Source organism: Halomicronema hongdechloris C2206 (genome assembly GCF_002075285.3).
Classification (GTDB): domain Bacteria; phylum Cyanobacteriota; class Cyanobacteriia; order Phormidesmidales; family Phormidesmidaceae; genus Halomicronema_B; species Halomicronema_B hongdechloris.
In genome coordinates this window covers 2,921,901-2,948,220 of record NZ_CP021983.2, presented here as the reverse complement: position 1 = coordinate 2,948,220, position 26,320 = coordinate 2,921,901, and the positions used below count along the sequence as shown (strand labels likewise).

Below are 26,320 nucleotides of genomic sequence, written 5' to 3'. Positions count from 1 at the left end.
GAGATAGGAGCGGGAAAACCTGGTCTGGGTGCTGTTACCCCATGGGACGAAAGGCGCTAGCCTAAGACAGGCCCTCTCTATCGGTTGTCACTGTGACCTTGCCGGATAAATTGCGTGGTTTGCTGCAGGCTGTGGCCCAGGGGCAGGTGAGCCCAGGTCAGGCCTTTGAGCACCTGAAATATCTAGATTTTGAACCGGTGGCGGAGTTTGCCAAGGTCGATCATCACCGTTCCCTTGCGCACGGGCTTTCCAGAAGTGGTGTGGGGACCGGGTAAAACCGTGAGGCAGATCGTTGAGATCATGCAGGCCCTGCGCCAGCGTCATCCGGTGGTGATGGCTACCCGGATCGAGCCGGATGTGTATGAGCAGGTGCGATCGCATCTGCCCGAAGCCCTTTATTACGAATCGGCCCGCATTTGTGCCCTGGCGCCCCTAAATCTTGTCCCCTGGCAGCCAGGCACCCTAGGCATCCTCAGTGCCGGCACTGCCGATCTGCCCGTTGCCGAAGAGGCTGCCATCACCGCTGAACTCTCCGGGTTTCGGGTGCAACGCCTCTGGGATGTGGGCATCGCCGGGTTACATCGGCTGCTAAAACATCGAGATGTCCTATATCAGGCTGATGTACTGGTGGTGGTAGCGGGCATGGAAGGCGCCCTGCCCAGCGTCGTGGCCGGGCTGGTAGACTGTCCTGTGATTGCTGTTCCCACCAGCATTGGCTATGGGGCTAGCTTTAACGGATTGGCCCCCTTGCTGACCATGCTCAACTCCTGTGCCGCTGGCATTGGGGTGGTCAATATTGACAACGGCTTCGGAGCCGCCATCTTAGCTGGACAGATTCTGCGCACTGCTGGGCGATTATCCCAGAGTGGCAGTCACTAGGAGACGTCAGGCCGATAGGAGCAACGCGATCCCAGGAAAGATGGAGCCGAGGGGGCAGGAGGTAATGTGTATGTCGCGTCCTCTCAGCAGACCTAAACGAGAGGATTTCATCGCATTAACCCACGTCAGATCTTATGGCTCCCTCCCCATCCTCGTCGCGGCTACCCCTACAGTACTGGCTAATTGCATTAGTCGCCTTCACCAATGCCGTTAGCTTTACCCTGATCATTCCGCTGATCTATCCTTACGCCAAGGAATTTGGTCTCAGCGACTTTCAGGCCAGCCTGCTGACCACTGCCTACGCCATTTCCCAGTTCATTGCCACCCCAATCCTGGGGCGTCTATCGGATCGCCTGGGTCGCAAACCCCTACTGATCGCGAGCCTGCTGGGAACAGTTGCCGCTAACGCCATCGCCAGCGTCACCCTGGTCCCCTGGCTGTTATTCGCTGCTCGCATTTTGGACGGCGTCACCGGCGGCAATAACTCCATCGCCCGAGCCATCATTAGCGACACCACCACCCCTGAGCAACGGCCGCGGGCCTTCGGTATTTTTAGTGCCTTATTCCGCCTGGGATTTGTGGCAGGTCCCCCCCTGAGTTACCTGGCCCAGACCATGCCCTCTCTGCCCGGCATCTCCTCCCTAGGCATGGGCTTCCTATGGGCCGCGATCATTGCTGGTATCGCCGTGCTGCTCTGTCTGTTCCTGTTACCAGAAACCCTGCCTCGTCGGGGCGCCTTTAAGCTGAGCTGGCAAGAGTTTGGCTTCGGCGAAATCACTCGATCTGTTAGCGATCCTCGCTTTGGCCGGGTATTTCTGCTCACCTTCTTCAGTGGGGCCAGCTTCACCATTTTTACCTTTGCCTTTCAGCCGTTTTTCCTGAATGTCTTGGGTCAGGATGCCCGGGCTCTAGCGATCGCCTTTGCCGCGGTAGGTATCGTTGGCTTTGTCACCCAGGTATTTGGCCTAGACCCTCTGCGGCGACGGTTTAAGCTGATTAATATCCTGGCTATCACCCTGGCCGCTCGCGGGGTACTGTTTCTGCTGATGCCCACATTCCCCATCCCTGAGTTCTTTGCCCTCAGCTTACTCTTGTTTGCCGCTGTCAACTCCTTCCCGATGCCTTTAATTGATGCCCTACTGTCTCTGCGCAGTGGTCCCCAGGAGCAGGGTCAGGTAATGGGGCTAAACTCGTCCTATCTCAGCATCTCTAATGCCTTGGGTCCTGCCATTGGGGGAGTGCTGGTCAGTGTCAGCTATTCCTTTCCCTTCTGGGTCACTGGCGGATTGACCCTACTGACTGCCTGGTTTGCTCTTAGCCTGAAGAAAGGGGGGAATGAAGGCGTGGGCGAGTAGGAGAGTAAGGGATTCGCGTGAAGATAAAGTACCCGTCAAGGGGATAGCAGGTGGATGGGCAATACCCTGTCTGCACAGCGGCTCCGGAGGAGCAACTTGTCGAAAGGTGGATGGGCTTGCCCAAGCAATATGGTGGAGTTATTCGCTGGGCTAGCGGCACCGAGAATGCGGCTCAGATCGGGCGACATCTGCTCCCAGTGACTAGTCAATCCGCTTACTCGCTTAGCGAGCAGACCATAGGACCTCATCCACGGCCGTACGATGCCGTTGCCGATAGTCCCAGGGAGGCACGGCATTCTCATCCCCCCAGATCCCTCGCTGTTGGGCTTGGGCCTGCTCCTCGGCTCTTGCTAGCAGCCTACCATTAGGGCAGGCATCACTGTACTGGGCATAGTGATAGGCATAGCCATCGAGCACCATCTGGGTATTGAGATGAATCTCTTCCGCCTGACCGGCCAGGGGCACGAAGATTTCCGCCACCGTGCGACCATAGCGGTCCTGCTCCACCGGCACTAGCAGCAGCGATCCATTCCCTTGAGCCAATAGCGATCGCAAGTGGTCTCGCGCCGCTATCCCTAGGGCCTGCTCTATCTCTGGGGCATCGATACCACATAGGCGGATCTTAAGGTCTCCACGGCCATTGGTCACCCTGAGGGTATCGCCGTCATAGACCGAGCCCGGCACCAGTTCATAGACCTGACCCGCTGCCTCAGGGGGCTCGGCGGTGTCTCCGGCCATTACCTGCGTCAGGGAATCCGGAATCCACCGCACCACTATGGCAATTCCCAGCAGCAGCAGTGCTGGTATGAATCCTCGTAGTACTCTCATCTACCGTACCTGTATGCAACGGCTCCCCGCCCAGCCGTCAAGGCAATCCTGGCCGCCCATGGCATCGCCGGCTGACCCGGCTCATCGTGCGCTAGATCACCTCAGACCGCCGTCGAGGACACCTTTAACAGTATCAAATGTCACGAAATTTCCCTGGAAATCGGTCAGGACTGGGCTGAAGTTCTGTACAGACGATTCAATTCCCCCGTTCAAGGAGCCAACATCATGACCATGAACCCCCACCCCAAAGCCCACCGTCCCCTGCCCCTGCTGCAGGCGGCCGACGGTAGCTCTAAGTCAGAGCCTCTGCTGCAGCGACCCTCCCCGTTGACCGCCCAATGGGTAGTCATCGACGGTAAGCTCCTCTGCCAGTGGCGGGCTCAGTAACAAAGGGCCCGGCCGACTCTCACGCCTCCCTCAGCCCGCGGTTGGGGGAGGTTTTGCGATGGCCAAGATAGCGGGGACTGGCTGCAATCATGGCACTACCGGGGGCACTACCGGGGCTGCACTGGTTGCCCCGCCTCGATCTGGTCACTAGGGTGGAGAATCACCCGGTCCCCCGGCTGCAGGCCAGCGGTGACCACGGCCGCAGTAGGCGTACGCTGACCGATGCTGATCTGGCGGGGATCGGTCCGGCCATTGTCCACCACGAAGACACACCAATGCTGCCCACAGCGATAGAGGGCGCTGACGGGCACCTGCAGTACCTCCTCGGCGGCCCAGACGACGATGCCGGCTTCGATGCGATAGCCATCCCCCAGGGAGACGGCGGCCGGGCGATCGAACTGGCCGATGACATTCACCCGCTGCTCTTCTACTCCCAGGGCGGAGACTTCGGTGAAGGCGGCCGGTTCGATGGCGCTGACCCTGGCCCTGAGGACATCGTCACCGCCCCACTGCTTCACCAGAATTGGATCGCCGGGAGTAATGCGGACGGCGTCAGCAGAGAGCACGTCGATGACCAACTCTAGCTCTGCAGGATTGCCCAGCTCTAGCAGGGGCTCCCCCTCTTGGACCACCCGGGCGCTGGCTTCCGGCACCCGCAACACTTTGCCAGCCACTGGAGCCATAATGGTGGTGCGACGGGCCTCGTCGGCCAGATTGGCCAATTCTGCCTCCACGGCGGCCATCTGGGCCCGGTACACGTCGATCAGGTAGTCGGGGTCTCGCTGTTCTGCCCGCAGCAGGGGCAGGGTTGCTCGAGCCGCGGTCACCTCTGCCGTGGCACCGTCCAACTGTCGCTGGGCCGCCGCCAACTCCTGGCTCAATCGGGTGGCCTCCAGTTCGGCGGCTTCCCGCTCCTGTCGAGAGATGGCCCCCTGGGCTTCCAGGGTCTGGGCCCGGGTGCGATCGCGTCTGGCCTGTTCTAGATCTGCCCGCAGCCGCTCCGCCTCGGCGGCTGCGGCTTCCCGGGTCGCTGTCGCCGCCTGTAAGCGGGCCTGGGCCTGGGCCAAGGCCTCTGGTTTCGGTCGTTGTGTATCTACCCCCCGGATCTGCGCCTGCAGTTCCCGCAGCCGGGCCTGGGCCGCCCGCACCTGGCTATTCAGGGGCAGGGGATCGATCTGAGCCACCACCGCCCCGGCGGTCACCGCATCGCCCGCCTCCAACTCAATGCGCTGCAGCCGCCCCGTCACCGGGGCTGCCACCACATAGCGCTGATCCACCCGGGTTTTGCCCTCGGCATCGATGGTCACCTGCAGCGGTCCGCTGGTGACGCGGTGCCCATATCCACCGCCTCGGGGGCGGGGCGTAGGGCCAGGGCCACCAATACAGCCACCCCTAAGCCAGCCAGACCAGATAGGGCAGCCAACGGGGCCATCGCCGCCACCAGCGTTGCTTTCCAGTCGCGCGTTGGCCGTGGCCTCGGAGCGCCGTTGCCAGGCATGCTCCCCGGTTGAGTCCTGGACCTCTCCCATGGCCAAATCTCCTTATTCGCGGGTTTTTAGGACAGCAATCAAATCGAGGCGGTTGAGCTGGCGGCGAATGATGCCGCCGGATACCAGAGCCGCTGCCATAATCACCACAAAGGCGAAAGCATAGCTGGCGGGGGTAACCACCAGCGGGAAGCGAAAGAGCTCCCAGTCGTAGAAGTTCGTAATCAGGGCTGCCAGCCCAAACCCCAGAGCAAAACCGACAGGTATTGCCAGCACCAGCAGCACTGCCTGTTCTCCCAGCAAGATGAAGGCAATTTCACCTCGGGTAAAGCCGATGATGCGCAGGGTCGCCAGCTCCCGCCCCCGTTCGGACAGGGCGATGCGGGCGGCGTTGTAGACCACCCCGAAGGCGATAATCGAGGCAAACCCTACCAGTACCGTGGTAAATCCACCCATGCTCTCGGCAATGATGTCGTTGAACTGGTCGATGGTGCTCTGGCGTAGAGCAACGCTAGCGACAACCGGGGTTTGCTTCAGTTGGGCGTACAGTTGGGACTGTTGCCGGGCATCCACCTGTAGATAGGCTCCGGAGAGGGTGAAGCCTTCTCGCATCAGCCGGTTGAGGGCGTGGATATCCATGTAGGCGGAGATACCCACCAGTTCATCGAAAATGCCAGTAACAGGCACAGTGCGGGTCGGGCGTTCTCCTTCCAGCACTTCCACGATCAGCTCATCACCGAGCTGGGCCTGCAAAAGGTCCGACAGTTTGGTGGATAAGACGACGCCTTCAGGAGGCAGCGCCACCGGATTGCGATCGCGATCCAGCAGGCGGCGCAGTTCGTTGGTGGGTGCTACTCCGGTAATGCCGCTGAGTTCGCTGAGGTGACCAAACCGCAGGCGGGCAGGGACTGTGCGAAATGGTTCGGCCCGCAGCACTCCTGGCAGGTGATAGAGGTCGAACTGGGCCTGGGCAGAGAGGGGATTGTTGAAGACCAGCGTGATGTCTTCTCTTTGGATGGTGCGAAACTGGATGTCCACCAGGGCGTCCATCGCATCGGTGAAGTAACGGCCCAATACCAGAATGGCGATCGCAACCGCAATTCCCACCACCGACAACAGTCCCTGCACCGGGCGGCGCTCCAAATTGCGCAGAATGATGCGACTAGGGGCGGAAAACCACCGTTGTAGGCCCAGCTTTTCCACCAAAGTCGGGTGGTAGATAGCTGGGGGCTCAGGTCGCATTGCCTCCGCTGGGGGCAGGGTCACCGCCCGCTGCACCGCCAGAAACGCCCCCAAGATAGCCGCCCCGCCACTGACCAACAGCGCCATCAGTAGCACTGCCGGACGGATTTCGTAACGCAGCAAAGGGAAGTGGTAGAAATCCGCATAAAGGCGCGTCATCCCCCAGCCCAGCCGCCACCCCAAACCGCTGCCCAGAATGGCCCCCAAGATCACCACCACCATCACTAGCTTCAGATAGTGCATCCCCACAGCCATATTGTCGTAGCCAAACGCTTTCATCACCGCGATCTGGTCCCGCTGGGTGCTGACCAGACGGCTGAGCACCAGGTTGAGCAAAAAGGCCGCAATCCCCAGAAAAATGCTCGGTACCAGCACAGCTTGGGCGGAGAGCATGCGGATCTCTTCGGAAATGAACTTATTAGAAACCTGGTCTTCCCGCCCGAAGGCCCCCAATCCGCCGTAGGTTTCCAGGTGCTGGTCGAGCTGAAAGATGGCCTCGGCTTCGCTGGCCTCTGGCATGAGCCTCAGGCTGGACATCGTTAAAGGCCCCCTCGCCTTCATATCAAAGGCAGTGCCGAGGGCATCCTGCTGCATCCAGAGCAAGCCGAAGTGCTCGTTGTCAGGCACCAACTCAGTGCCGCGAATCTCGTAGACATACTCTGGTGACAAGGCAGTTCCCACAATCCGCAGCGTCTGCCAGCGACCATTGATGATCGCTCCGACGGTATCATTCAGGCCGAGATGATTGGCTTTGGCAAACGCCTCACTCGCCAGCACCTCATCCCCCCGCTCCGGGTAGCGCCCAGTGCGAATAAACAGGTCGTTGAGCATCGGGGTGGGCCGCTCTGGAATGGAAATCAGCCGCCCAGTGGCCGGCTCCACCAGTCCCGCCACCGATAGCGTCACATCTTTCACCACCCGCGTCTGCACCGCCCCCACCCCAGGCAGGGTCTCGATGCGCGATACCAAACTCTCGGGGGCCCGCTTCAGCTGCATAAACACCTCGGCAAAGCGGTACTGCTCATAGTAAGTGTCTTGGGTCAGCTTCAGAGAATCATAGGTGCTCATCATCGTCACCAGACTGGCGATGCCGCACGCTACAATCAGCACGATCGCCAGCACCTGCCCCCGCATGTGCAATAGATCGCGAAAGAGTTTTTGGTTGAGAGCTTTCATTGGAAATCAGACATCAGAAGTGTTAGGGAGTAGGGGGTAGGGAGAAGAAGTTTTGAATTTTGAATTTTGAGTTAGGGCTTGATGCTGTGAATTGAAAACTGAAAACTAAAAACTAAGACCTCAAAACTCGCTTCGACTTGATGATCTTGTTGATAATTCTGACTTCCCACTCTCCATCTCCCCATCTCCCCATCTCCCCATCTCCCTATCTCCCTATCTCCCCATCTCCCCATCTCCCCATCTCCCCTAAGTTCATAGCCGATAGCTAACACACGGCACCTTACCATTCCAACTGACTGGGGGAGGCCTTCTGGGCGTTGCGATCGATCTGGGTGATACGACCGCTGCGCATGTGCACCACCCGGTTGGCCATGGGCGGCGATGCCGGCATTGTGGGTGATCACCGCCGTGGTGGTGCCAAATTCCTGGTTCACCCGCTCCAGGGTTTCCAGCACCCGCTTGCCGGTCTCAAAGTCTAGGGCGCCGGTGGGCTCGTCGCACAGGAGCACCTCTGGCCGCTTGGCAATGGCCCGGGCGATGGCCACCCGCTGCTGCTCCCCCCCGGACAGCTGGGCCGGAAAATGGTCCAGCCGATCGGCCAGGCCCACCAGGTCCAGGGCCTGGTCTGGGGCCATGGGGGCGGCGGGCGATGTCGGTGACCAGGGCCACTTTCTTTTGGCGGTGAGGCTGGGAATCAGGTTGTAGAACTGGAATACAAACCCCACGGCATGGCGGCGAAACCGGGTCAGAGCCTGCTCATTGGGCTTGGGGTCAGGGCCTGTTGCGAAAATACACCTGGCCGCCGCTGGGCACGTCTAGGCCACCCAGAATATTTCAGCAGGGTAGACTTGCCACTGCCGAGGGACCTAGCAATACCACGAATTCTCCTTCGTAGAGGTCTAGATCTACGGACCTGGAGGGCATGGACTTCTACTTCGCCCATGGCCGTAGACTTTGCTGACCTGCTCCATATGGAAGACGGCGGGGCGGGTAGCGGTGGCGGCGGGGTCAGGGACCATGGGAAGAGTGTTGAACGGGAGCCTAGGGGATTACTCCTAGACCTTAGCTCACGGGCATGGGGAACTTGTGATGGGCTGGTCTCAGGACTGCATCGACTCGCTACGGTTGCGATCGCAACCAGACAGCCAGCAAGACCAAGGCTCGCGGCAGCAGCCACAGGGTCAACTCGCTCACCAGAGCGGCCATACCCCAAACCCGAGAGCCAGGGCCACCAGATAGGTCAGGGTCAGCCCCACCAGGGCCAGCCAGAGTATTTCAATGCCCTGAGGGTGATTGTCAACAGCCAGGGTCGAGAGCGTCGCCGTTTCATCCTGTCTCCTGGCTACGCCCTAGGGGTTTGATCAATAGGGTGATGCCGTCACGGCCCACCACTTCCACCGGTTCTCCTGGCGCTAGGGCTGGCCACCGGCTGCCGTTGAAGAGGCGGGCGGGCCAATAGCTGGCCTGGAAGCGGACCCGGCCCCGGTCTGCCGGGGTGATGGTGCGGCCACGACGCCGCGGCCGCGATAGGGGAATAACTCGGGGTTTGAAAGACGTCGGCTAGGTGCATGGGGTCTCCTGGTAAGTTTTGCATCCATGGCCCTCAGTGTGTCGGGGCAATGGCGTTATTCCCAGGAAGTTCGGCAGCTTAGGAGAAGGTTGCCAGAAACTTTCTGGCCACCCCTAGATCGCCCCTGCAACCGGCCCTGCCGGGCAGGGGAATTTTTGGGAAAGATCGCCTACCATCGGCATAAGCCTCGGGAACTTTCCCTTAACATTCCGATTGTCGAGTGCTGTGAAACGCCACTGCCGCCCCAAGGGCTCCCGCCGGCTGTGTGTCATCTCCCCCCCCCGCCCGCCATGAGTCAGCGTCAACGCGGTGTTGTCCTCACCGAGCCCGGCCAAAAGAGACTGGAAGCTGCGATCGCAGCGGCCCAAGATCGAGAGAAATACGGCAAGCGTTTCACCCAAGCAGAGTTGGAAGAGCGAGCAGGTATCAGCCGCAAGACGATCAAGAAGATTTGCGATCGCACGGCACCCGTAGATGAAGCTTCGGTGCAAACCTTTTTCGCAGCCTTTGGGTTAGACCTGGAAACCACTGATTATGGCCTGCCTGAATTGCCTCCACAAGCAGCAGGTCCCGAGCCAACACCTCAGGAAACGCGATCGTCGGCCAAAATTGACTGGGGCGAAAAACCGGACACCAGCATTTTCTTTGGCCGCACAGAGGAGCTCGCCATCCTCAACCGCTGGATACTGACAGAGCCGTGCCGCCTGGTGACGCTGCTGGGCATGGGCGGCATCGGCAAGACTTCTCTGGCCGCCAAGGTCGCAGACCAGATTTATGACCAGTTCGACTATGTGATCTGGCGCAGTTTGCGGGAAGCCCCACCGCTGGATGAGATTCTGGTGCGGCTGATTCAGTTCCTCTCGGACCAGCAGGAAACGGAAATCAATCTGCCCACCCGCCTGGGCGAACGCATCATTCGTCTGCTCCACTATTTACGGGAACACCGCTGCTTGCTGGTGCTAGATAACCTGGAATCGGTTTTGCAGGCGGAATCAACCGGGCAGTTTCGAGGCGGATATGAAGGGTATGGGGAACTGATTCACCGGATTGGCGAGGCCGAGCATCAAAGTTGCCTGCTGCTGACCAGTCGGGAATGTCCCCGCGAACTGGCTCCAATGGCGGGCGATCGCTTCCCTGTGCGTCTGTGGTCGGTAACGGGCATCAATATTGAAGCCGGACGCGCAATTCTGAAGGCAAAGGGCTTAGAACTGGATGAAGCCGATACCCAAGGCCAAGAGCTGATTTGTCGCTATAGCGGTAATCCCCAAGCACTACATCTGGTGGCGACGGCCATTCAGCGAGAGTTCTTGGGCGATGTGGATGATTTTCTGGAAGAGGAAGGGGCCGCGGTTGAGGATGTGCGCAGCCTACTCGACCAGCACCTTACCCGCCTTGTGCCCTTGGAGCGTTCCATTCTGTTCTGGCTGGCAATCAACCGCGAACCCGTGGGGCTGGATGAGTTGATGGAAGACCTGCTGCCGCCCGTGACGAAGCGGGAAGTGCGGAGTGCGTTGAGGGGGTTGACTGACCGTTACCTGATAGAAACCGTGGACAAGCAGTTCACCCTGCAAAACGTGATCATGGAGTTTGCTACAGATCGGTTTGTTGAGCAGGTTAGTGGAGAGCTAAATACTCAACAATTTGACCTTTTTCATACTCATACGTTGATTCAAGCTACAGCGAAAGACTATGTGCGAGAAACCCAGATGCGCCTTATTCTGGAGCCAATTGCAGTTTGTATTGCCAATTTAGATCAACACGTCTGCGTATCACTTCAAACCATTCGTCAACACTCTGATTGGGGTAGGGGATATGCTGCTGGCAATCTATTAAATTTGCTAGTTCAGGTGAGATCAGACGTCCAACCGTTTGATTTCTCTCGATTGACCCTCAGACAAATTTATTTAAGTGGAATAGAACTGCATGGATGGAATCTAGTCAATAGCCGATGGATTCGATCTGCGTTGACCTACCCGTTTGGGCGAATCTCTTCTGTCTCTTTCAGTCCGGATGGACAATGGTTAGCCACAGGTGGTAATGATGCCACTATCCGTCTATGGCAGGTAAGTACAGGGGAATGCTGCCAAACCTTAACCGGACACACTAATTCGGTCAAATCTGTGGTGTTTAGTCCCGATGGGCAATGGTTAGCTACAGGTGGGGATGATGGCGCTATCCAATTGTGGCAGGTGAGTACAGGGGAATGCCGCAAAACCTTAATCGGACACACCAATTGGGTGAACTCAGTGGTGTTTAGTCCCGATGGACAATGGCTAGCCACAGGTAGTGATGATGCTACTACTCGCCTATGGCAGGTAAGTACAGGGGAATGCTGCCAAACCTTAACCGGACACACCAATTCGGTCAAATCTATGGTGTTTAGTCCCGATGGGCAATGGCTAGCCACAGGTAGTGGAGAGGCCATTATCCAGCTGTGGCAGGTAAGTACAGGGGAATGCCGCAAAACCTTAATCGGACACACTAATTGGGTGAACTCTGTCGCGTTTAGTCCCGATGGGCAATGGTTAGCCACGGGTAGTGGAGATGCCATTATCCGGCTGTGGCAGGTAAGTACAGGGGAATGCCGCAAAACCTTAATCGGACACACCAATTGGGTCAGATCTGTCGCGTTTAGTCCCGATGGGCAATGGCTGGCCACGGGCAGCGATGATGCCACGATTCGTCTGTGGCAGGTGAGCACGGGGAAATGCCGCCAGACCTTAACAGGGCATACCAACTGGGTCAGTTCGGTTGGGTTTAGTCCCGATGGGCAATGGCTAGCGACAGGCAGCGATGATGCCACGATTCGTCTGTGGCAGGTGAGCACGGGGGCATGCCGCCAGACCTTAACAGGGCATACCAACTGGGTCAGATCGGTTGGGTTTAGTCCCGATGGGCAATGGTTAGCGACAGGCAGTAATGATGCCACCATTCGTCTGTGGCAGGTGAGCACGGGGAAATGCCGCCAGACCTTAACAGGGCATACCAACCGGGTCAGTTCGGTTGGGTTTAGTCCCGATGGGCAATGGTTAGCGACAGGCAGCGCTGATGCCACCATTCGTCTGTGGCAGGTGAGCACGGGGGCATGCCGCCAGACCTTAACAGGGCATACCAACTGGGTCAGATCGGTTGGGTTTAGTCCCGATGGGCAATGGTTAGCGACAGGCAGTAATGATGCCACCATTCGTCTGTGGCAGGTGAGCACGGGCGAATGTTTAAAGGTGTTGCAAATACCCCGCCCCTATGAAGGCACCAACATTACTGGAGTAAGGGGGCTGACGGAGGCTCAGCGGGCGTCAATGTTGGCGTTGGGGGCGGTTGACCACTCCTCGGAAAGCTCAGCAGCGGGTGAAGTGGGTTCATCTACCATCCTTTGACTACGCGCTAAGCTGATAGCTATATCAACCGACCATTCCAGTGCAGCAATGGCTCTCTCACTCTCACCGGAGTTACAGCAGTTTTGCGATCGCCAGCTTGCCAGTGGCAAATACGCCTCCCTGGATGACATCCTGCTGGCAGGACTGCAAGCGCTAGCGGAACGTGAGCAGCTTTATCAGGGACGCTTTGCAGAACTCCGCAGCGAGGTCTTGCTGGGTGCAAGTGAAGCTGAGCGCGGCGAACTGCTAAAAGCCTCCTCAGAAATCGACACCATTCGTCAGCGTCTTCGGCATCGCCACGCCGAGCCATGAGTCGAGTTTGTCACATCATACCTCGCGTCAGTCGGGATACTTTCGTCCTACGCAGCTTCCCAAGACCGCTCGAATACGCTTTCTAAAAACAGCGTATCCGGGCCAAAATCTTGTTCATGGGGCCACTGCACACCCCCAAAGAACGGCTTGACCTGATTAAAGTAATAGCCATTTTTTAATTCCTGAAAGATGCCTTTTCCCAGATACGGAGAGACATCAAATCGTCTGACCTCACTGTTATCAAAAAATAGTCGCAGTTGGTAATTCGTTAACGGTTCGACTGTTACAACCTTGGGAGACATTGCTTCCTCCTACCTTAGCGGGTCAATCTTGAAAACTTGCTCACCCGCGATCGCCAATTCCCAATTAGCCATCAGTTCATCCTGGTGGATTTCAATCCAGGCTGCAACGAGCTTAAGCTTAGAGCTACGAATTTTTCCTTCTAATACCACACCATCCGGAATTGAGCGGATCACATATCCAGTATTCCGGAATATCCAACACGCTATACTCCGCCCGCTTGGCCCGATAGTCTGTGCTCTTGGTAGACTCGCTCACTACCTCTATCATCAGCAATGGTGGCGGCTCATTCAGGCGAATGACCGCTTTCCGCTCCTGCAATGCCTCCCATGTCAACTCGAAATCACGGCAACCTATCACCAAATGACAGATATTGCCGACGCCTGAATTTTGCGATCGCGGGTAATGATAGGCAGTTTGAGAGAAACAGCCGTAGCAGTAATGATTCGGTCTGGCAATTCTGGGACGATGTCTCGGGGCACATCTTTGAGAGTCAACACGGCGGCAACATTGAGCGGGATTTCTACCAGAAGTGTGCTTTCAGAGGCCATTTCGGCTATCAACCTTTCCAGCGTTTGTGGGTTGATCCGTTCTCGTTCACCCAAATAGACCATCTCGGCTAACGTAATGGCCGACACCGCAAGTTGATCACCTGCTTCTGCCACTTGCTCGATAAAATTGCGGGCCGTTAACGAAAGTCGGGAATCCCCATAGAGATACCAGATAAGTGCATGGGTATCGATAACCGCACGCAGCATCACATTGCATCCCGTGGAAAATTAGCCCATGCCTCGTTTCTGGCTTCAGTGATATCGGTGTCAGACGGCGCGTCTCCAAGATCGACACAGATTCCCCACAAAGATTTGCGAGGTAAAGTCTGCGGATTCTGCAAAGCACGCTCAATCTCAGGTGCAATGCGCTCGATCAGTTTGACCTGATCGAGTACTGACAGCTGTCTAACTAATGCAAATATGTCATCCAGGGTCATTCGCTTCTCACTTAAATTGAGGGAGCATCATCCTTATGCTATCCAGTTAAGCAGACTCTTCTCTTGCCGCAATGACTCTCTCACTCTCACCGGAGCTACAGCAGTTTTGCGATCGCCCAATCGCCAGTTCGTTTGGCATGTAGTTCGCAAAGTCTTGCAGATGCTCATCATCATCCGCCACGATAGTCAAGGTGCCGACTGCACTGCCTGGTTGTCGGGGGGCACGGGCGACTACTCCCTCCTCAGCCACTAACCAACCGACAACCTGCTCTCCGGCCACGATTTGGACGGCTTCTCCGGGATTCAAAGTCTTGAGCAACTCCAGCAAGTGCTGCTGCACCTCTTGCACCGTTACCTGGTTCATGAAAGCTCCCTATTGAAAGAGATCCTAGCCTTTAAAGAATATCCTTGACGATGAGTTTTAAGCTTGAAAATGTCAGTGATTCGATTTCACTTTCAACTGCATATTCGGCTGCCTCATACTATCCCTATAGCAAGGTACACACTGTCACCCTCTCCTTCAGCGGGTCTGCAATGCCTCCCATTGCTCCAGCGTCAGCGCCGTCACATCGGGAATGCGTACTGTGTCCCAGGCCTCGGCCCGAGGAGATTGCAACCCGACGTTTGCTGCAAGCGCTCAATTTCATCATCCAAAAGGCGCTCCAATCACTTGATGATGGGAGGGACAGATGACTGACCACTTAATCCCAGCATGGCCAGCATCTGGGCCATTGCCAGGCCATCTGTCTCGCTAATGCCCTTGATATCCAGGGTTCCAGAGGTACAGGAGAATTCCCAACCCTAGGCTCGGATTTTTTGCTTCGCTACCCACTGGGAATGCCGTCGAATCTGAGGATCGGCTTGCAGCTTGTCGACGGTGGGAAACTCCTTGGCCAGGGTCATTTCGTCGTAGTGGTCGTGAATGCCGTTATGGCAGAGGCGACAGACATAGACGCCGCGATTGAGGTCGGCTTTGGAGTAGGTCTTTTTGAAGCGGGTGCGGCGATGCAGCTTTTTGGGAATCAGATGGTGAAAGGTTAGGGTCACCACCCGTCCACACAGGGGACATGGGCCTGCTTTATCCGCGACCACAGTCCGTCTATCACCAACGACTCGCCGTCTTTATTGTAGGGAGTTCGGCAGATCGCCGGGATGACCAGAAACGCTATCCCTATGTTACTGCTGCGCCTGTCCGCGGGGACATAGGTCCAGCAACACACAGCGATCGCATCCCCTTTACAGATACCCACTCTTTTTCAACAGTATTAGACTGTCTAGGGTAAAAATCGGTTGCCACCAGGGCAGGTCAGGATAGGGATTGGGGATGCCGCCCTCGGGTAAAAACGCCGCCGTTACCGCTGCCGCCGCCTGGTCCAAAACATTCGGCTCCACATAGTCTTGGGCGTAATACCAGTAGCGGCTAAAGAGGGGAAAATGCTCGGCATTATCCGCCAAGACGGCCAGAAGCTTTGCCAGTAAATTGCGGAAGCTGGCGCTGTCTGCATCGGACTGTTGATAGCGGGTCAAGTAAGCAAACTGGGGATAGCTGTAGAAGCTGGGCTCTTCCGGGGCCGGCGTCTGGTCGTAGAACTGGCGCGCCTTGGCAAAGAAGAAGGGCTTGGCGTCTTGCCAGTCCTTGAGTTGAGTGGCCAGCACCAACACCCGCTCTGCATCGTCTCCCTCCCACCAGGGCTGATGGGGGTACTGCTCAAATCCCTGGGGGGGATGCCGCATGCCGCCGGTCTCATCTTGGTTGGCCGCCAGCCAATCCAACAGCGGCAAAATTATCTGCGGTTCCTGGTAATCCAGCAGGTCCAGAATAAACAGGGCGGTTTCCGCCCCGATGGCGGAACTGCCGGGGCAGAGTAAATCCGGCTCCAGGCCATTGCCGAAGCCGCCATCTGGGTTTTGGTAGGCCAGCAACGCCTTCAGGCAGGCCTGGCGCTCTCCCTCTTCGAAGACATAGCGATACAGCTGCCGTTCCAACAGCCGCCCCTGGCAGAAGATGAGGCCCCTGGCGCTAGTCAGTTGTTGCTGAGTTAAAGATGTCATGATGCTTGGCATCATCCCGAATCACCACTGACTTTTCCCAGATTACCAGTACCAGACAGCCGTCGTCGCTGGTGACGGCGTGGTCGGAGCCGGGAGGATTGATCACCAGGGTGCCGGCGGCATAGGTCTGGTGCCGATCACGTTGGGAGCCGGACAGCACCAGGATATGTTCGTAGCCGCTGTGGTAATGATGGGGCACATGGGCACCAGGGTGATAGCGCAGCAGGGCGGCGGCGGGACCGCTGCCATCGCCGTAGAGGCGACAGATGTCGACGCCGGGGCGGAAGGGTTGCCAGGGTAGGGTGTCGCTGCGATCGCACAGGGTCCCCAGTTCCGGAATCACCAGGGGATTAATGCCCGGCCATGCGTTGGCCGATGACGCTGAGGTCGATATCTGCGATCGCATGTTCATAGACAAATTCCCCTTCACTCATGACGATGATGCGATCGGCCAGGGTCAGCAATTCATCTAGGTCTTCACTCACCAGCAGCACCGCCACCCTCCGATTGCGGGCGGCCACGATGCGGTCATGGATGAAATCGACGGCGGCAAAGTCGAGGCCGAAACTGGGGTTGGCGGCGATCAGCAACTGCACCGATTCCGACGATAATTCCCGAGCCAGCACCGTGCGCTGGATATTACCCCCGGAGAGATGGCTCACCGGGGTTTCGACGGACGGAGTTTTGACTGAGAAGGCCTGTACCAGCCCCTGGGCGGCGTTGCGAATCGCCTTCAGCACCAATAATAGATTCCACTTAGCCTGAGGCGGGCGGTCAAAGGTGCGCAGGGCCATGTTCTCAGCCACACTCATATTGGGCACACAGGCATTGCGCAGCGGTTCTTCCGGCAGGGCATAGACTTGGTGCTTGGCCATCTCGGCCCGGGTGGCAGTGTAGGGTTCCCCGTTTACCCGCAGCGTCCCTTGGGCGGGCAGCCGCTGTCCTGAGAGCACTTCCACCAGCTCCCGCTGGCCGTTGCCAGAGACACCGGCGATGCCGACGATTTCGCCGCTGTGGACCTGCAAATTGATGCCCTTGACGGCGGGTAAGCCATTGTCGCGGTTGGCATGGAGGTCGTTCACCTGCAGCACCGGTACCTGGGTCTCCAGCTCGGCCTTGGCCACCGTCTTGGGTTGCCGTTCCTGGCCCAGCATCATCTCGGCCATGGCTTCGATGGTCAGATCCTTAACATGACCTTGGCCCGCCAGTTTACCCCGCCGCAGAATCGTCACCTCGTCGGCAAAGGCCTGCACCTCGCGGAACTTATGGGTAATCAGCAGCACACTGAGGCGGCCCTGTTCCACCTCTTGCCGCAACAGCCCCAAGACCTCGTCCGCCTCGCCCGGGGTGAGCACGGAGGTGGGTTCGTCCAGGATCAACAAGCGACTCTTGAGATAGAGTTGCTTCAGAATTTCCAGCTTCTGCTTCTGCCCGGCGGCCAGCTGCCCCACCGGGGTGCCTAGATCCACATGGAAAGGGGCCTCCTCCATAAAGGCTTGCAGACCCTTCAGTTCGCGCTTCCAGTCGATCAGGGTCTTATGGTCATAGCGGGACAACACCAGGTTTTCGGCCACGGTCATGGCCGGCACCGAGGTGAAGTGCTGATAGACCATGCCGATGCCACAGGCGTGGGCATCCTTGGGGCTGTCAATGGTTTGGGGCTGTTGATCGATGAGGATCTGCCCGGTGGTGGGGCGATAGAAGCCCATGACACATTTCACCAGGGTACTCTTGCCGGCCCCGTTTTCCCCCAGTAGAGCGTGGAGGCTGCCCGGCTTCAGAGTCATGGAGACTTGATCCAGGGCCATGAAGCTGCCGAAGCGCTTGGTCATGGCGACCACATCGAGTCGGGGCGGCTGCTCTGTCAGGATGGGTTGGGTTAAGGTTGCCGTATCCATAGGTTAGCTCTGGATAGCCTCAATCAGATCGGAGGACGTCGCCACCGCCCCGAAGACGCCCCTTGCATCGTGATCATCTTCAGGGCGGCCAAATAGTTGCCGTAGTCGGTGGCGCCCGGTGCAGTCAGACAGCATCAGGCATTCATAGCCGCGGTCGTTGGCTTCCCGCATGGTGGTATGGACACAGACATCGGTGGTGATGCCGGTGAGGATCAGGTTTTGCATGCCCAGTTGGCGCAGCAGCAGATCCAGGTCAGTGGCGTAAAAGGCCCCTTTGCCGGGCTTGTCGATGACGATTTCTCCGGGGAGAGGCGCTAACTCCGGAATAATCTCCCAGCCGGGTTCCCCCCGCACCAGGATCTTGCCGCAGGGACCGGGGTCGCCGATGCCGGCCCCGATCTGTCGCGATCGCCATTGCTTGTTCTCGGGTAAGTCGGAGAGATCAGGGCGATGGCCCTCACGGGTGTGCATGATGGTATAGCCCAGGGGCCGCATCACCGCCAGTAGCGTCTGCAGCGGCTGAATCGGGGTGCGGGTCAAGGTCAAGTCATAGCCCATGGCGTCCACATAGCCCCCCTTGCCACAGAAGTCTGTCTGCATGTCGATGACGATGAGGGCAGTGTTTTCGGGGCGCAGCTCGCCATTGTAGGGATAGGCATAGGGCTCGGCGGTTACATAGCGTCCCATAGGATGGCTGCGGTAACAAAGTATCACCGGAGACTTACCATTTCGCTGTGGCTCAGAAGAGTTCAGGATGAACACCTGCTGCTGAATTCATGTTTCTTGATGTTTCCTCAAGGGCCTTTGCCCTCAAGACGGGGCTGTCTCCAATCCGACAACCGTCCTGAATCGTATTAACCCTGGAATCAGGCAGTAATGCCCCGAAGCATGCTGTCTGAATGCTTGAACAACACCTAAGTGAATAAGGACATCAGACCTATGAGAAGTCAGCTGTGGAGTCTTGGTATGGTACTAGGAGCACTGGTGGCAGGCAGTCTGCTGCCCCAAGATGCCAAGGCCGGACATACCAATGTCATCTTGACGACGCAGTTAGATGGCAGTGCCGAAGTTGCCTCGGACGGAGATCTTGATGATATTGTCGGCGACCCCACTGGCACGGGGCAGGCCTATGTTTTTGGTATCGATGGCGATGCCACCACTCTGTGCTACGTGCTTGAGGTCTCAGGGATTCAGACCGTGCCGGTGGGAGACGGCATGGCCGCCCATATCCACGAAGGGGGACCGAACGAAAATGGTCCGGTGGTAGCGGCCCTGGCCGGACCCGAAGATGGCAACGCCGGTGACTGTTTGACGGAAGGGGAAGAGGGTAAATTCCCCACTGGGGAGGCTGGCATTGTGCAGCGCATTCTCAATAACCCGCAGGACTTTTACATCAACGTGCACAATCCCCGATTCCCGGGGGGAGCAATTCGGGGACAACTCAGAGCCCATATCGATCATGCCCACTAGTTAGTAAAACTAGGGGAGATAGAGCATTACTAGCCTCAGTCCATGCTTGTAAGCCCACGGAATATCAGTCCATGGGGGTTTGCAAGCATTTTTTAATGGCCTTTATCCTTCTGGAAGAGACCCCCTGCGTATTATTTATCTTTACAAGGAGACACACCCATGGCATCTGCACCCAGCTATGGCACCGAGCCTAACCAGGCCCAATCGATGATGCAGGCCATCTCAGATACCTTGTATACCGGTGCCACCCAGGCGGGTGACGCCTTCATTCGTCTCACCTATCCCCTGATCGAGCAGGGGACGGAGGTCTTGGGGCGCACCGTGGCGCCCATTGCCGATTTCCCACTGATCAAGACGGCCACTGGCATACCTGGCATCAATTGGCTGTTGGCAGCCCTAGGGCAGGTGAATGCCGAGGAGGTCCGCGGTGCGATCGCACAGTTACGACGCCAGCATCCCCTCGATACCGATGAACAACTGGCCCAGCGGGTGATGCTAGACACCGCTGGCCGCGCCGCCCAAGTGGGCCTGCTGACCAACCTGGTGCCGCCGCTGGCGCTAATGTTATTTGCCCTAGACATCGGTGCCATCGCTGCCCTACAGGCCGACATGATTTACCGCATCGCCACTATCTACGGCTTCTCTCCAGCAGCGGCCAGCCGCCGCGGCGAGGTGCTGGCCATCTGGAGTGTGTCCACCGGCAGTTCCGGGCTGGCCAAATCAGGCCTTAGTTTTGTGGAGCTGTTGCCCCTGATCGGCCCGGCCGTGGGAATCACTTCCGACGCCGCCATTGTCTACGGCGTCGGCTTCTTGGCCTGTCGCTACTACGATGTCAAGCGAACGCGATAAGTAAGTAACCTATCCCTCGGACAAGCTGATGTCTGCCTTCTGCTACAGCCACCAGCCACTGGAATCCTACGCCAAGGTGGGCATCGAGTCGCTAGCGCGATAAACGAGACGATGCTCACCCCATGGTTTGAGATAACCAATCCCCCGATTACCGATTGGAAGTTTCCCGCCTAGGTGCTGCCGCCATGGCCTCTGGTCCCTCTTCAGTCAGCAGCAGATGCTCTTCATGTAAGCCGCGGTAGAGGCTGTAGCACATGACCAAGAGCACGATGGCAAAGGGCAAACCAGTCGTAATCGCTGCAAGTCGCTAGGGAACAACTGCAGACAGTGGCATGTTGGGGCAATTGGGGCGGCACCGGGGTGGAGATGGCTTGACTTATATCGCCTCGAAGCTGGTAATGCTGTCGAAGCCCGCGTCGGCCGGGGCGGCATTGCCGGGGCGGCAGGAGAGCAGGGTCTGCATGCCAGCGGCTTGGGCAGCCTTGAGTTCGGCGGTGACGTCGGAGATAAAGAGGATGCGCTCTGGGGGAAGGCCGATGGCGGCGGTAATTTTTCGATAGCTGTCGGGGGCTTTCTTGGAGCCGGTGGTGGTGTCGAAATAGCCACTCAGCAGCGGCCTTAGGTCCCCGGCTTCGGTGTGGCCAAAGAGGAGTTGCTGGGCCTGCACACTGCCGGAAGAAAAGATATAGATGTGTTTGCCGGCGGCGTGCCAGCGTTCCAGGGCCGGTTTCACGTCGGCAAAGAGCTGAGACTGCAGCTGCCCTTCCCGATAGCCCTGGTTCCAGAGTTTGCCCTGTAGGGATTTCAGGGCGGTGGATTTGCGGCCGGTTCCTGAACCATCGCATTCGATCAAATAATGGATATAGGGCACCGCTGCCGTGGGCTCATCGCCGAACCAGGCCGGTACTGTCTCTGGCTCGTTGATATACTCCCGCCGCAGTTGGCTCAAGTCTTCCTGCACCGCCGGCTCCTGACCATGTTGGCGCAGAAACTCGGCCGCTCGTTCCCGGGCGAAGGAAAACAACACCTCAACCACGTAGGCCACTGGGGTGGTGGTCCCCTCGATGTCTAGCAAAATCGCCTCGGCGGCATCAGCGTAACCGGTCATGGTACTCCTGGTGCGTCGCAATACAACTCACGGTTCCCTATTATCTCATCTACCCCCGACCCCCTATGACCAGGGTCGTGGCCCTGACCCCCGTGGAAGGACCTGTCGGTTACTTTTCTGCATTGGGCGCGGCAACCGCGCCCCTACCCTGTCCCCTTACCCTCTATCCGCTATCGGCCTACTTGCCCGCCCATCCACCGTTTGACAGGGAGCCAAACCATTCACTCAAAATTCAAAATTCAAAATTCATCACTTTCCTTCGCCCTCCGTCCTCTCTTTCCCCCGTGGGTCCTTCCCTGGCCACTCATAATTTCCCCCGCCTAGGTAAAATGACCCACGCTACTCACTCCCCATCACCCCACCACCCCATCACCCTTTACTCACTCTTCATTCTTCACTCTTCACTCTCCCCAACAGGGCCTGGCGATAGGACACTTCCAACAGAAATTCCAGAATCTCCAGGTGGCGACGGGCTTGGACCAGGTTGTCGCCCCAGGTGTAGAGGCCATGACCGGCTAGCAAGATGCCGTAGGGGGGCTGGGAGGAGCGTAGCTGCGATCGCATCTTCTGCGCTACTGCCGCCATGTCCTGGGAGTTGGGCAAAATGGGCAGACTGACTGTCGCTTCGTGGGTGGTAATCCCCTGCAGGCCCTTCAGCATCTCATAGCCGCTCAAGACAATCTCCCCCTGAGCCGCCCGCACCACCGACAGCAGGGTATTGGTCACCGAATGGCTGTGCAACACTGCCCCTGCCCCGGTCTCGGCTACGATAGCCAGATGCAACTGGGTTTCCGCCGAGGCCTTGCCGTCCCCCCGCACCACCTGTCCCTTGGCATCCACCTCGATCAAGTCGCTGGCGTTCACCAATCCCTTATCCACCCCACTGGGGGCCATCAGCAACCGCAGCGGCTCTGGTTGCAACACCGCACTAAAGTTACCGCCCGTGCCCGTGGCCCAGCCCTTGCTGTGAATGTCACGAATCACCCAGCTGAGGGCGGCACGGGGGTCGGGAGCGTGGAGCATGGGTCAGGGTTCCTCGGCAACACGACTCTACAGCGTAACGGTGATTACACCTGCCGCTGCCTCTCACGCTTAAGATCATAAATTGTGATCACGCACACTCGTCTTAGTTCGCAGAGGAAACCGGTGGGTATGACGGCGAAAGCAAGCGTGAGCGATCCTCGACAAATTTTGTCGGCGGCTGAGTTGACGCGACTGAACCAGCGCTCCGATGCCAAGGGATGGCTGCAACTGGTCAGCCATCTCAGCATCATGGCCGTGAGCGGTGGACTCTGGGCCACTCAGTGGGGGCACTGGCCGCTGGCCCTGCCCGCTCTGGTGATCTACGGTTTCAGCCTGGCCTCCATGTTTGCGGCGGTACATGAGTGCGTCCATCGCTCCGCCTTTGCCAGCGAGGCGACGAACAAGACGGTGGGCTGGGTGGCTGGCCTGCTCTCGGGGTACAACAGCACCTTCTATCGGCGGTATCACAAGTGGCATCATCGCTACACCAAACTCCACGGCAAAGATCCGGAGCTGGAAGATTTGATTCCCACTACCCTGGCTGACTATCTCTGGGTGATGAGCGGCATGCCCTGGTGGATTGGCAAGGTGCAAGGTCATTGGCAATTGGCGACGGGACAGTTTGAAGACATGCCCTACGTTCCCGAAGCGGCGTATCGAGACGTGCAGCGATCCACCTGGTTGCAGCTGGGGGTGTATGGCGGCGCCATTGCCCTGTCTCTCATCTTCCGTCAGCCCTGGTTTCTGCTGTACTGGGTGCTGCCGCTGGCGGTGGGGCAGCCAATCTTGCGGTTCATTCTAATTGCCGAGCATACGGGCTGTGCCGATGGCGAGGACCCCCTCACCAATACCCGCACGACGCTGACGATCTGGCCCATTAAACTCTTGATGTGGAATATGCCCTTCCATGCGGAACATCACCTGTATCCATCGATTCCGTTTCACCAGCTGCCGCGGGCCCATGTTGAGTTGGCGCCTCACTTCCAGAACGTGGTACCGGGCTATGTCGCCGTGAATCGCTCGATCATCGCCAGGTTTGGCCAAGCGGCGTCATGACCGATGCGGCGCCTGCGTTCACGCTCCACCAGTTTGACCTCCAGTGTGGCGTGACGCTGCCGGAGGCGACGCTGGTGTATCAGACCTATGGAGAGCTGGCCAGCGATCGCAGCAATGTGATTCTCTATCCCACCTCCTACGGGGCCCAGCATCCCGATATCGACTGGCTGATTGGCTGCGATCGCATCCTCGATCCCAGGCGCTATTTCATCGTCATCGCCAACCAGTTCGGCAATGGACTGTCCACCTCTCCCAGCAATGATGACCGTTGTGGCCTGGCCGAAGATGGCGTCTGGTTCACCCACTACGACAACCTCCGGGCTCAGGAACAGCTGCTGCGGCAGGTCTTCGGCGTCGAGCGGCTGGCGCTGGTGTACGGCTGGTCGATGGGGGCGCAGCAGGCCTATTACTGGGGGACACACTATGCCGATCGGGTGGAGCGAATTGCGGCGATTTGTGGCACGGCCAAGACCACTGACCACACCAAAGTTTTTCTGGGGAGTCTGCGATCGGCCCTCACCGCCGATCCCGCCTGGAACGGGCATCGCTTTGAAGGCATCCCCGATCGCGGCTATCGGGCCTACGCCCGCATTTATGCCAGTTGGGCCGCCTCCCAGGCTTACTATCGGGAAAAGCCCTACCGGCAGTGCGGCTATGACTCGTTAGAGGATTATCTGTTGCGGGGCTGGGAAGCCAATTATCGCCGCCGCGATCCCCACAACCTGATCGCCATGATTGACACCTGGCTCCGCTGCGATGTGGGGAATACGCCGGTTTTTCAGGGCGACACCGCCAACGCATTGAGTACCATTCAGGCCCACACGCTGGTGATGCCCGCCACCACCGACCTGTACTTCACGCCGGACGATTGCGCCGCCGAAGCCGAACAGATTGCCAAGGCCACCTATCGCCCGATTCCCTCCATCTGGGGCCATCGAGCCGGAAATCCCTATCAAAACCCGGAAGACGAAGCCTTTATCCGAGATGCGATCGCAGCGTTACTCAACCATTGACCCACCCAGAGGTGTAAACATGTTTCAACTCCTCTATTTATAACTTTGCTTTAGAGACTTGGTATTACACCTTGACTATCTAGCCTTTCTCCGAATGCCTCTTAAACACCAACAGATAAGCGGACGAATGCCCCACAACCAAAGGGTAAACAACCTAACGTCATGGCACTGTCAGATTATGGAGTGAGAGCTAGACTTTAGATACAGCAAGCCTTTCGGTCCAATGCCTTGTATCCATTGTCAGAGTGAAGCCATCGTCAAGAATGGCACCAAAACCCTCAAAACGGGTCAAGTGCTCCAGCAATATCTCTGTAACACCTGCGGTCGTCGCTTCAATGAACGCAGCGGCACCCCCATGGCCCGTCTACGCGCCCCAGTAGCCACCGTCGAGATGGCCCTCAATGCTCGACACGAAGGGCTGGGCGTCAGAGCCGCCGCCAGAGTCGTGGGGACATCACCTAGCAGTATTACGACCTGGGAAGAGCGTTCATCCTCTCATCTGCCCGCCTGGTCCCCGCCTGCCGGGGCAGGCGGAGATGTCACCATAGAAGGCGATGAACTCTACACCCGTGTCGGTGAAAACCTTCCCCCCCGCAGCCTCTGAGGGCTGGACCATTAGCTTCATTGAACGCAAGAGTCGCTACTGGCTAGAAGCCAGCGCGGGCCTCAAGGCGGCTGAGTTATTTGAACAGGGAGTTCAGCGGGCTTGGCAGTGGGCAGAGCCCAGTGCATGGATTCGCTGGTTTACCGATGGAGAGCGGCGCTACGGCAAGGCATTGTGGAAACTGGCCAGCGTTTATCTGCCGAGCCACCTCAGCAGCGACGCCTATCCCTATCGCAAGGTGTGGCGGGAGGGTCTAGAGGTGGCCATCAAGATCAAAGGCTCTCAAGGTAAACCTAGGGTAGAGTGGCTCAACGTTGAGCATCCTTGGACGGCCCTCAGTGCCCTCAGCGAGGTTCATGCCAATCACCTCGAAGCCTTCAACAGTGCTTTGAGGCGACGGGCAACGGCCTATCGCAGGCGACAGAATCACTATGCCAAGCAGGTGGAGGGATTACAGCGAGCTTTGGATGTACAGCGTTTGATTCACAATTGGGTGCGGCCTCATGGGAGTTTGGGCAAAGCCAGAACACCAGCCATGGCCATGGGATTTATTCAGCGCCCCTTGAAGCTCTCTGAAATCCTATTAGCCAGGGGATTTGAGTCTCTCACTCTTTAACAGGACAGTGCCAACGTCATAGTTGAGCCGACGCAGATAGCATCATAATATAGACTGATAACCTCTCGCCGTTCGGCTCCAACGACGTGTTAGCTTGCGCCGCGACCTTATGCCATTGGTTACTCAGTGCGCGGTGTTTCATTTTTTGCTTGTTCCATTCCCTCCTTGCGTGCTGCCGCAAGTTCCTCTGCAGTCGCAGTCATGCCGCTCTGAAAGTAAAGTTCTGCTGCTTTGCCAATACCATGTGTCCAGAAAAATACGAATGCAGCACCTCCAAAACCCCCAGCACCGGGTAAGCCAATTTTGAACAGCGCAAGACATATTTGTTGACCAAGCATTCCGCCGCCAATAACCGCAAGCATCTCTTTAACTGTTTTACTATCAATTTTGTATCCATAAATATTACCGATAGCCCGAACCATAAGCATCTGCACTGGTGTAATCGTCCAGATATCGGCGAATGGTATAGGCATAGGTGCGATAGCCGCCGCTGCCCAAGCCGTAATTTGGCGAGCTTCTGTAGCCATTTCTCGACGTTGAGAATCATCTATATTGCTGAAATCATCGCTTAGGAATTGCCTCATGCGCACACCATGCTTGCCAAGATGCTGAAGTAGCTGAACTGGAATATCACTCATCTCTAAATAATCCTTTATGTAAATTAGCTCTAATATCACTAATATTTCTGGCTAAAATTTCCTTGCAAATCCTTTAAATTATACCTGCAATA

At 57.6% G+C, this 26,320-nt stretch carries 26 protein-coding genes and 4 pseudogenes; 10 read left to right on the top strand and 20 right to left on the bottom strand.

Features of this window, described 5'->3' with window-relative positions:
- The first annotated feature begins 92 nt into the window (after window positions 1-92).
- Both larB and XM38_RS13385 read left to right on the top strand, forming a co-directional pair.
- Window positions 93-879, top strand: a pseudogene (gene larB, locus XM38_RS13390) (nickel pincer cofactor biosynthesis protein LarB).
- Between the two features lie 134 nt (window positions 880-1,013).
- Window positions 1,014-2,234, top strand: coding sequence for an MFS transporter (locus XM38_RS13385; protein ID WP_080807716.1), 1,221 nt, complete (start codon window positions 1,014-1,016; stop codon window positions 2,232-2,234).
- Between the two features lie 222 nt (window positions 2,235-2,456).
- Here XM38_RS13385 and XM38_RS13380 read toward each other — a convergent pair whose 3' ends face one another.
- Window positions 2,457-3,062, bottom strand: coding sequence for a thermonuclease family protein (locus tag XM38_RS13380; RefSeq protein WP_225889312.1), 606 nt, complete (start codon window positions 3,060-3,062; stop codon window positions 2,457-2,459).
- 225 nt (window positions 3,063-3,287) lie between these two features.
- On the opposite strand from XM38_RS13380, the gene XM38_RS26010 reads away from it, so the two are divergent.
- Complete coding sequence (locus XM38_RS26010) at window positions 3,288-3,449, top strand: hypothetical protein (RefSeq protein ID WP_187329401.1); 162 nt, start codon at window positions 3,288-3,290, stop codon at window positions 3,447-3,449.
- Between the two features lie 107 nt (window positions 3,450-3,556).
- Here the strand turns inward: XM38_RS26010 and XM38_RS13375 are convergent, their stop codons facing one another.
- The 4 genes and pseudogenes from XM38_RS13375 to XM38_RS28980 all read right to left on the bottom strand — a co-directional run bounded on the left by XM38_RS13375 (window position 3,557) and on the right by XM38_RS28980 (window position 8,854).
- The gene (locus XM38_RS13375) at window positions 3,557-4,978 is read right to left on the bottom strand and encodes an efflux RND transporter periplasmic adaptor subunit (RefSeq protein ID WP_225889311.1); all 1,422 of its coding nucleotides are present in this window, start codon (window positions 4,976-4,978) and stop codon (window positions 3,557-3,559) included.
- Between the two features lie 12 nt (window positions 4,979-4,990).
- Window positions 4,991-7,354, bottom strand: a complete 2,364-nt coding sequence (locus XM38_RS13370; RefSeq protein WP_088430130.1) for an ABC transporter permease — start codon at window positions 7,352-7,354, stop codon at window positions 4,991-4,993.
- A 280-nt stretch (window positions 7,355-7,634) separates the two neighbouring features.
- Window positions 7,635-8,373: pseudogene (locus XM38_RS28985) on the bottom strand (ABC transporter ATP-binding protein).
- 307 nt (window positions 8,374-8,680) lie between these two features.
- Window positions 8,681-8,854, bottom strand: a complete 174-nt coding sequence (locus XM38_RS28980) for an NfeD family protein (protein WP_225889470.1) — start codon at window positions 8,852-8,854, stop codon at window positions 8,681-8,683.
- A gap of 360 nt (window positions 8,855-9,214) precedes the next feature.
- Here XM38_RS28980 and XM38_RS13345 point away from each other — a divergent pair, with 360 nt between their 5' ends.
- The gene (locus tag XM38_RS13345; protein ID WP_088430126.1) at window positions 9,215-12,301 is read left to right on the top strand and encodes a WD40 domain-containing protein; all 3,087 of its coding nucleotides are present in this window, start codon (window positions 9,215-9,217) and stop codon (window positions 12,299-12,301) included.
- Between the two features lie 48 nt (window positions 12,302-12,349).
- Window positions 12,350-12,613 carry a ribbon-helix-helix domain-containing protein gene (locus tag XM38_RS13340; protein ID WP_088430124.1) on the top strand — a complete coding sequence of 88 codons (264 nt, stop codon included), beginning with the start codon at window positions 12,350-12,352 and terminating at the stop codon, window positions 12,611-12,613.
- A gap of 47 nt (window positions 12,614-12,660) precedes the next feature.
- Here the strand turns inward: XM38_RS13340 and XM38_RS13335 are convergent, their stop codons facing one another.
- The 11 genes and pseudogenes from XM38_RS13335 to biuH all read right to left on the bottom strand — a co-directional run bounded on the left by XM38_RS13335 (window position 12,661) and on the right by biuH (window position 18,538).
- The gene (locus XM38_RS13335) at window positions 12,661-12,915 is read right to left on the bottom strand and encodes a DUF2442 domain-containing protein (protein ID WP_088430122.1); all 255 of its coding nucleotides are present in this window, start codon (window positions 12,913-12,915) and stop codon (window positions 12,661-12,663) included.
- A 9-nt stretch (window positions 12,916-12,924) separates the two neighbouring features.
- Window positions 12,925-13,080 (bottom strand): annotated as a pseudogene (locus XM38_RS28975) (DUF4160 domain-containing protein); the annotation flags it as partial.
- Window positions 13,079-13,243 (bottom strand): annotated as a pseudogene (locus tag XM38_RS27035) (Uma2 family endonuclease); the annotation flags it as partial. The pseudogenes XM38_RS27035 and XM38_RS28975, both read right to left, overlap by 2 nt.
- Window positions 13,244-13,269: 26 nt before the next feature.
- Window positions 13,270-13,671, bottom strand: coding sequence for a type II toxin-antitoxin system VapC family toxin (locus XM38_RS13320; protein ID WP_088430116.1), 402 nt, complete (start codon window positions 13,669-13,671; stop codon window positions 13,270-13,272).
- Window positions 13,671-13,901 carry a hypothetical protein gene (locus XM38_RS13315; protein WP_080813989.1) on the bottom strand — a complete coding sequence of 77 codons (231 nt, stop codon included), beginning with the start codon at window positions 13,899-13,901 and terminating at the stop codon, window positions 13,671-13,673. The genes XM38_RS13320 and XM38_RS13315 overlap by 1 nt, the downstream gene beginning before the upstream one ends.
- A 46-nt stretch (window positions 13,902-13,947) precedes the next feature.
- On the bottom strand, window positions 13,948-14,265 hold the full coding sequence (locus XM38_RS13310; RefSeq protein ID WP_187329400.1) for a type II toxin-antitoxin system Phd/YefM family antitoxin: 318 nt from the start codon (window positions 14,263-14,265) through the stop codon (window positions 13,948-13,950).
- Window positions 14,266-14,702: 437 nt separating this feature from the next.
- Entirely contained in the window at window positions 14,703-14,951 is a 249-nt protein-coding gene (locus XM38_RS13305; RefSeq protein ID WP_202978889.1) for a hypothetical protein, read from the bottom strand.
- A gap of 186 nt (window positions 14,952-15,137) precedes the next feature.
- On the bottom strand, window positions 15,138-15,953 hold the full coding sequence (locus XM38_RS13300) for a prenyltransferase/squalene oxidase repeat-containing protein (protein ID WP_080813992.1): 816 nt from the start codon (window positions 15,951-15,953) through the stop codon (window positions 15,138-15,140).
- Window positions 15,922-16,365 (bottom strand): cupin domain-containing protein, encoded by a 444-nt coding sequence (locus XM38_RS13295; protein WP_256995617.1) that lies wholly within the window; start codon window positions 16,363-16,365, stop codon window positions 15,922-15,924. The genes XM38_RS13300 and XM38_RS13295 overlap by 32 nt, the downstream gene beginning before the upstream one ends.
- Window positions 16,304-17,851, bottom strand: coding sequence for an ABC transporter ATP-binding protein (locus XM38_RS13290; RefSeq protein ID WP_088430112.1), 1,548 nt, complete (start codon window positions 17,849-17,851; stop codon window positions 16,304-16,306). Before XM38_RS13290 ends, XM38_RS13295 begins: the two co-directional genes overlap by 62 nt.
- A gap of 3 nt (window positions 17,852-17,854) precedes the next feature.
- Entirely contained in the window at window positions 17,855-18,538 is a 684-nt protein-coding gene (gene biuH / locus XM38_RS13285; RefSeq protein ID WP_315862203.1) for a biuret amidohydrolase, read from the bottom strand.
- 279 nt (window positions 18,539-18,817) lie between these two features.
- Between biuH and XM38_RS13280 the strand changes: the two genes are divergently transcribed.
- The gene (locus XM38_RS13280; protein ID WP_088430110.1) at window positions 18,818-19,321 is read left to right on the top strand and encodes a CHRD domain-containing protein; all 504 of its coding nucleotides are present in this window, start codon (window positions 18,818-18,820) and stop codon (window positions 19,319-19,321) included.
- 159 nt (window positions 19,322-19,480) lie between these two features.
- On the top strand, window positions 19,481-20,170 hold the full coding sequence (locus XM38_RS13275) for a hypothetical protein (protein ID WP_202978888.1): 690 nt from the start codon (window positions 19,481-19,483) through the stop codon (window positions 20,168-20,170).
- 148 nt (window positions 20,171-20,318) lie between these two features.
- Here XM38_RS13275 and XM38_RS27725 read toward each other — a convergent pair whose 3' ends face one another.
- The 3 genes from XM38_RS27725 to mtnB form a co-directional block, all read right to left on the bottom strand.
- Window positions 20,319-20,453, bottom strand: a complete 135-nt coding sequence (locus XM38_RS27725; RefSeq protein WP_256995616.1) for a hypothetical protein — start codon at window positions 20,451-20,453, stop codon at window positions 20,319-20,321.
- A 93-nt stretch (window positions 20,454-20,546) separates the two neighbouring features.
- The gene (gene mtnC, locus XM38_RS13270) at window positions 20,547-21,278 is read right to left on the bottom strand and encodes an acireductone synthase (protein ID WP_088430108.1); all 732 of its coding nucleotides are present in this window, start codon (window positions 21,276-21,278) and stop codon (window positions 20,547-20,549) included.
- A gap of 387 nt (window positions 21,279-21,665) precedes the next feature.
- Window positions 21,666-22,301: a methylthioribulose 1-phosphate dehydratase gene (gene mtnB / locus XM38_RS13265; RefSeq protein ID WP_080812157.1), complete on the bottom strand. Its 636-nt coding sequence runs from the start codon at window positions 22,299-22,301 to the stop codon at window positions 21,666-21,668.
- A gap of 129 nt (window positions 22,302-22,430) precedes the next feature.
- On the opposite strand from mtnB, the gene XM38_RS13260 reads away from it, so the two are divergent.
- The 3 genes from XM38_RS13260 (at window position 22,431) to XM38_RS13250 (ending at window position 25,590) form a co-directional block, all read left to right on the top strand.
- The gene (locus tag XM38_RS13260) at window positions 22,431-23,357 is read left to right on the top strand and encodes a fatty acid desaturase family protein (protein ID WP_088430106.1); all 927 of its coding nucleotides are present in this window, start codon (window positions 22,431-22,433) and stop codon (window positions 23,355-23,357) included.
- On the top strand, window positions 23,354-24,370 hold the full coding sequence (locus tag XM38_RS13255) for an alpha/beta fold hydrolase (protein ID WP_080812154.1): 1,017 nt from the start codon (window positions 23,354-23,356) through the stop codon (window positions 24,368-24,370). The genes XM38_RS13260 and XM38_RS13255 overlap by 4 nt, the downstream gene beginning before the upstream one ends.
- A gap of 223 nt (window positions 24,371-24,593) precedes the next feature.
- Window positions 24,594-25,590 (top strand): IS1/IS1595 family N-terminal zinc-binding domain-containing protein gene (locus XM38_RS13250; protein WP_088430104.1). Its coding sequence is split into 2 segments (ribosomal slippage): window positions 24,594-24,956 and window positions 24,958-25,590, totalling 996 coding nucleotides; the frame shifts between segments, so codons are not numbered across the junction.
- A 119-nt stretch (window positions 25,591-25,709) separates the two neighbouring features.
- On the opposite strand, the gene XM38_RS13245 is transcribed toward XM38_RS13250, so the two are convergent.
- Window positions 25,710-26,228, bottom strand: a complete 519-nt coding sequence (locus XM38_RS13245; protein ID WP_187329399.1) for a DUF697 domain-containing protein — start codon at window positions 26,226-26,228, stop codon at window positions 25,710-25,712.
- Window positions 26,229-26,320: the final 92 nt, after the last annotated feature.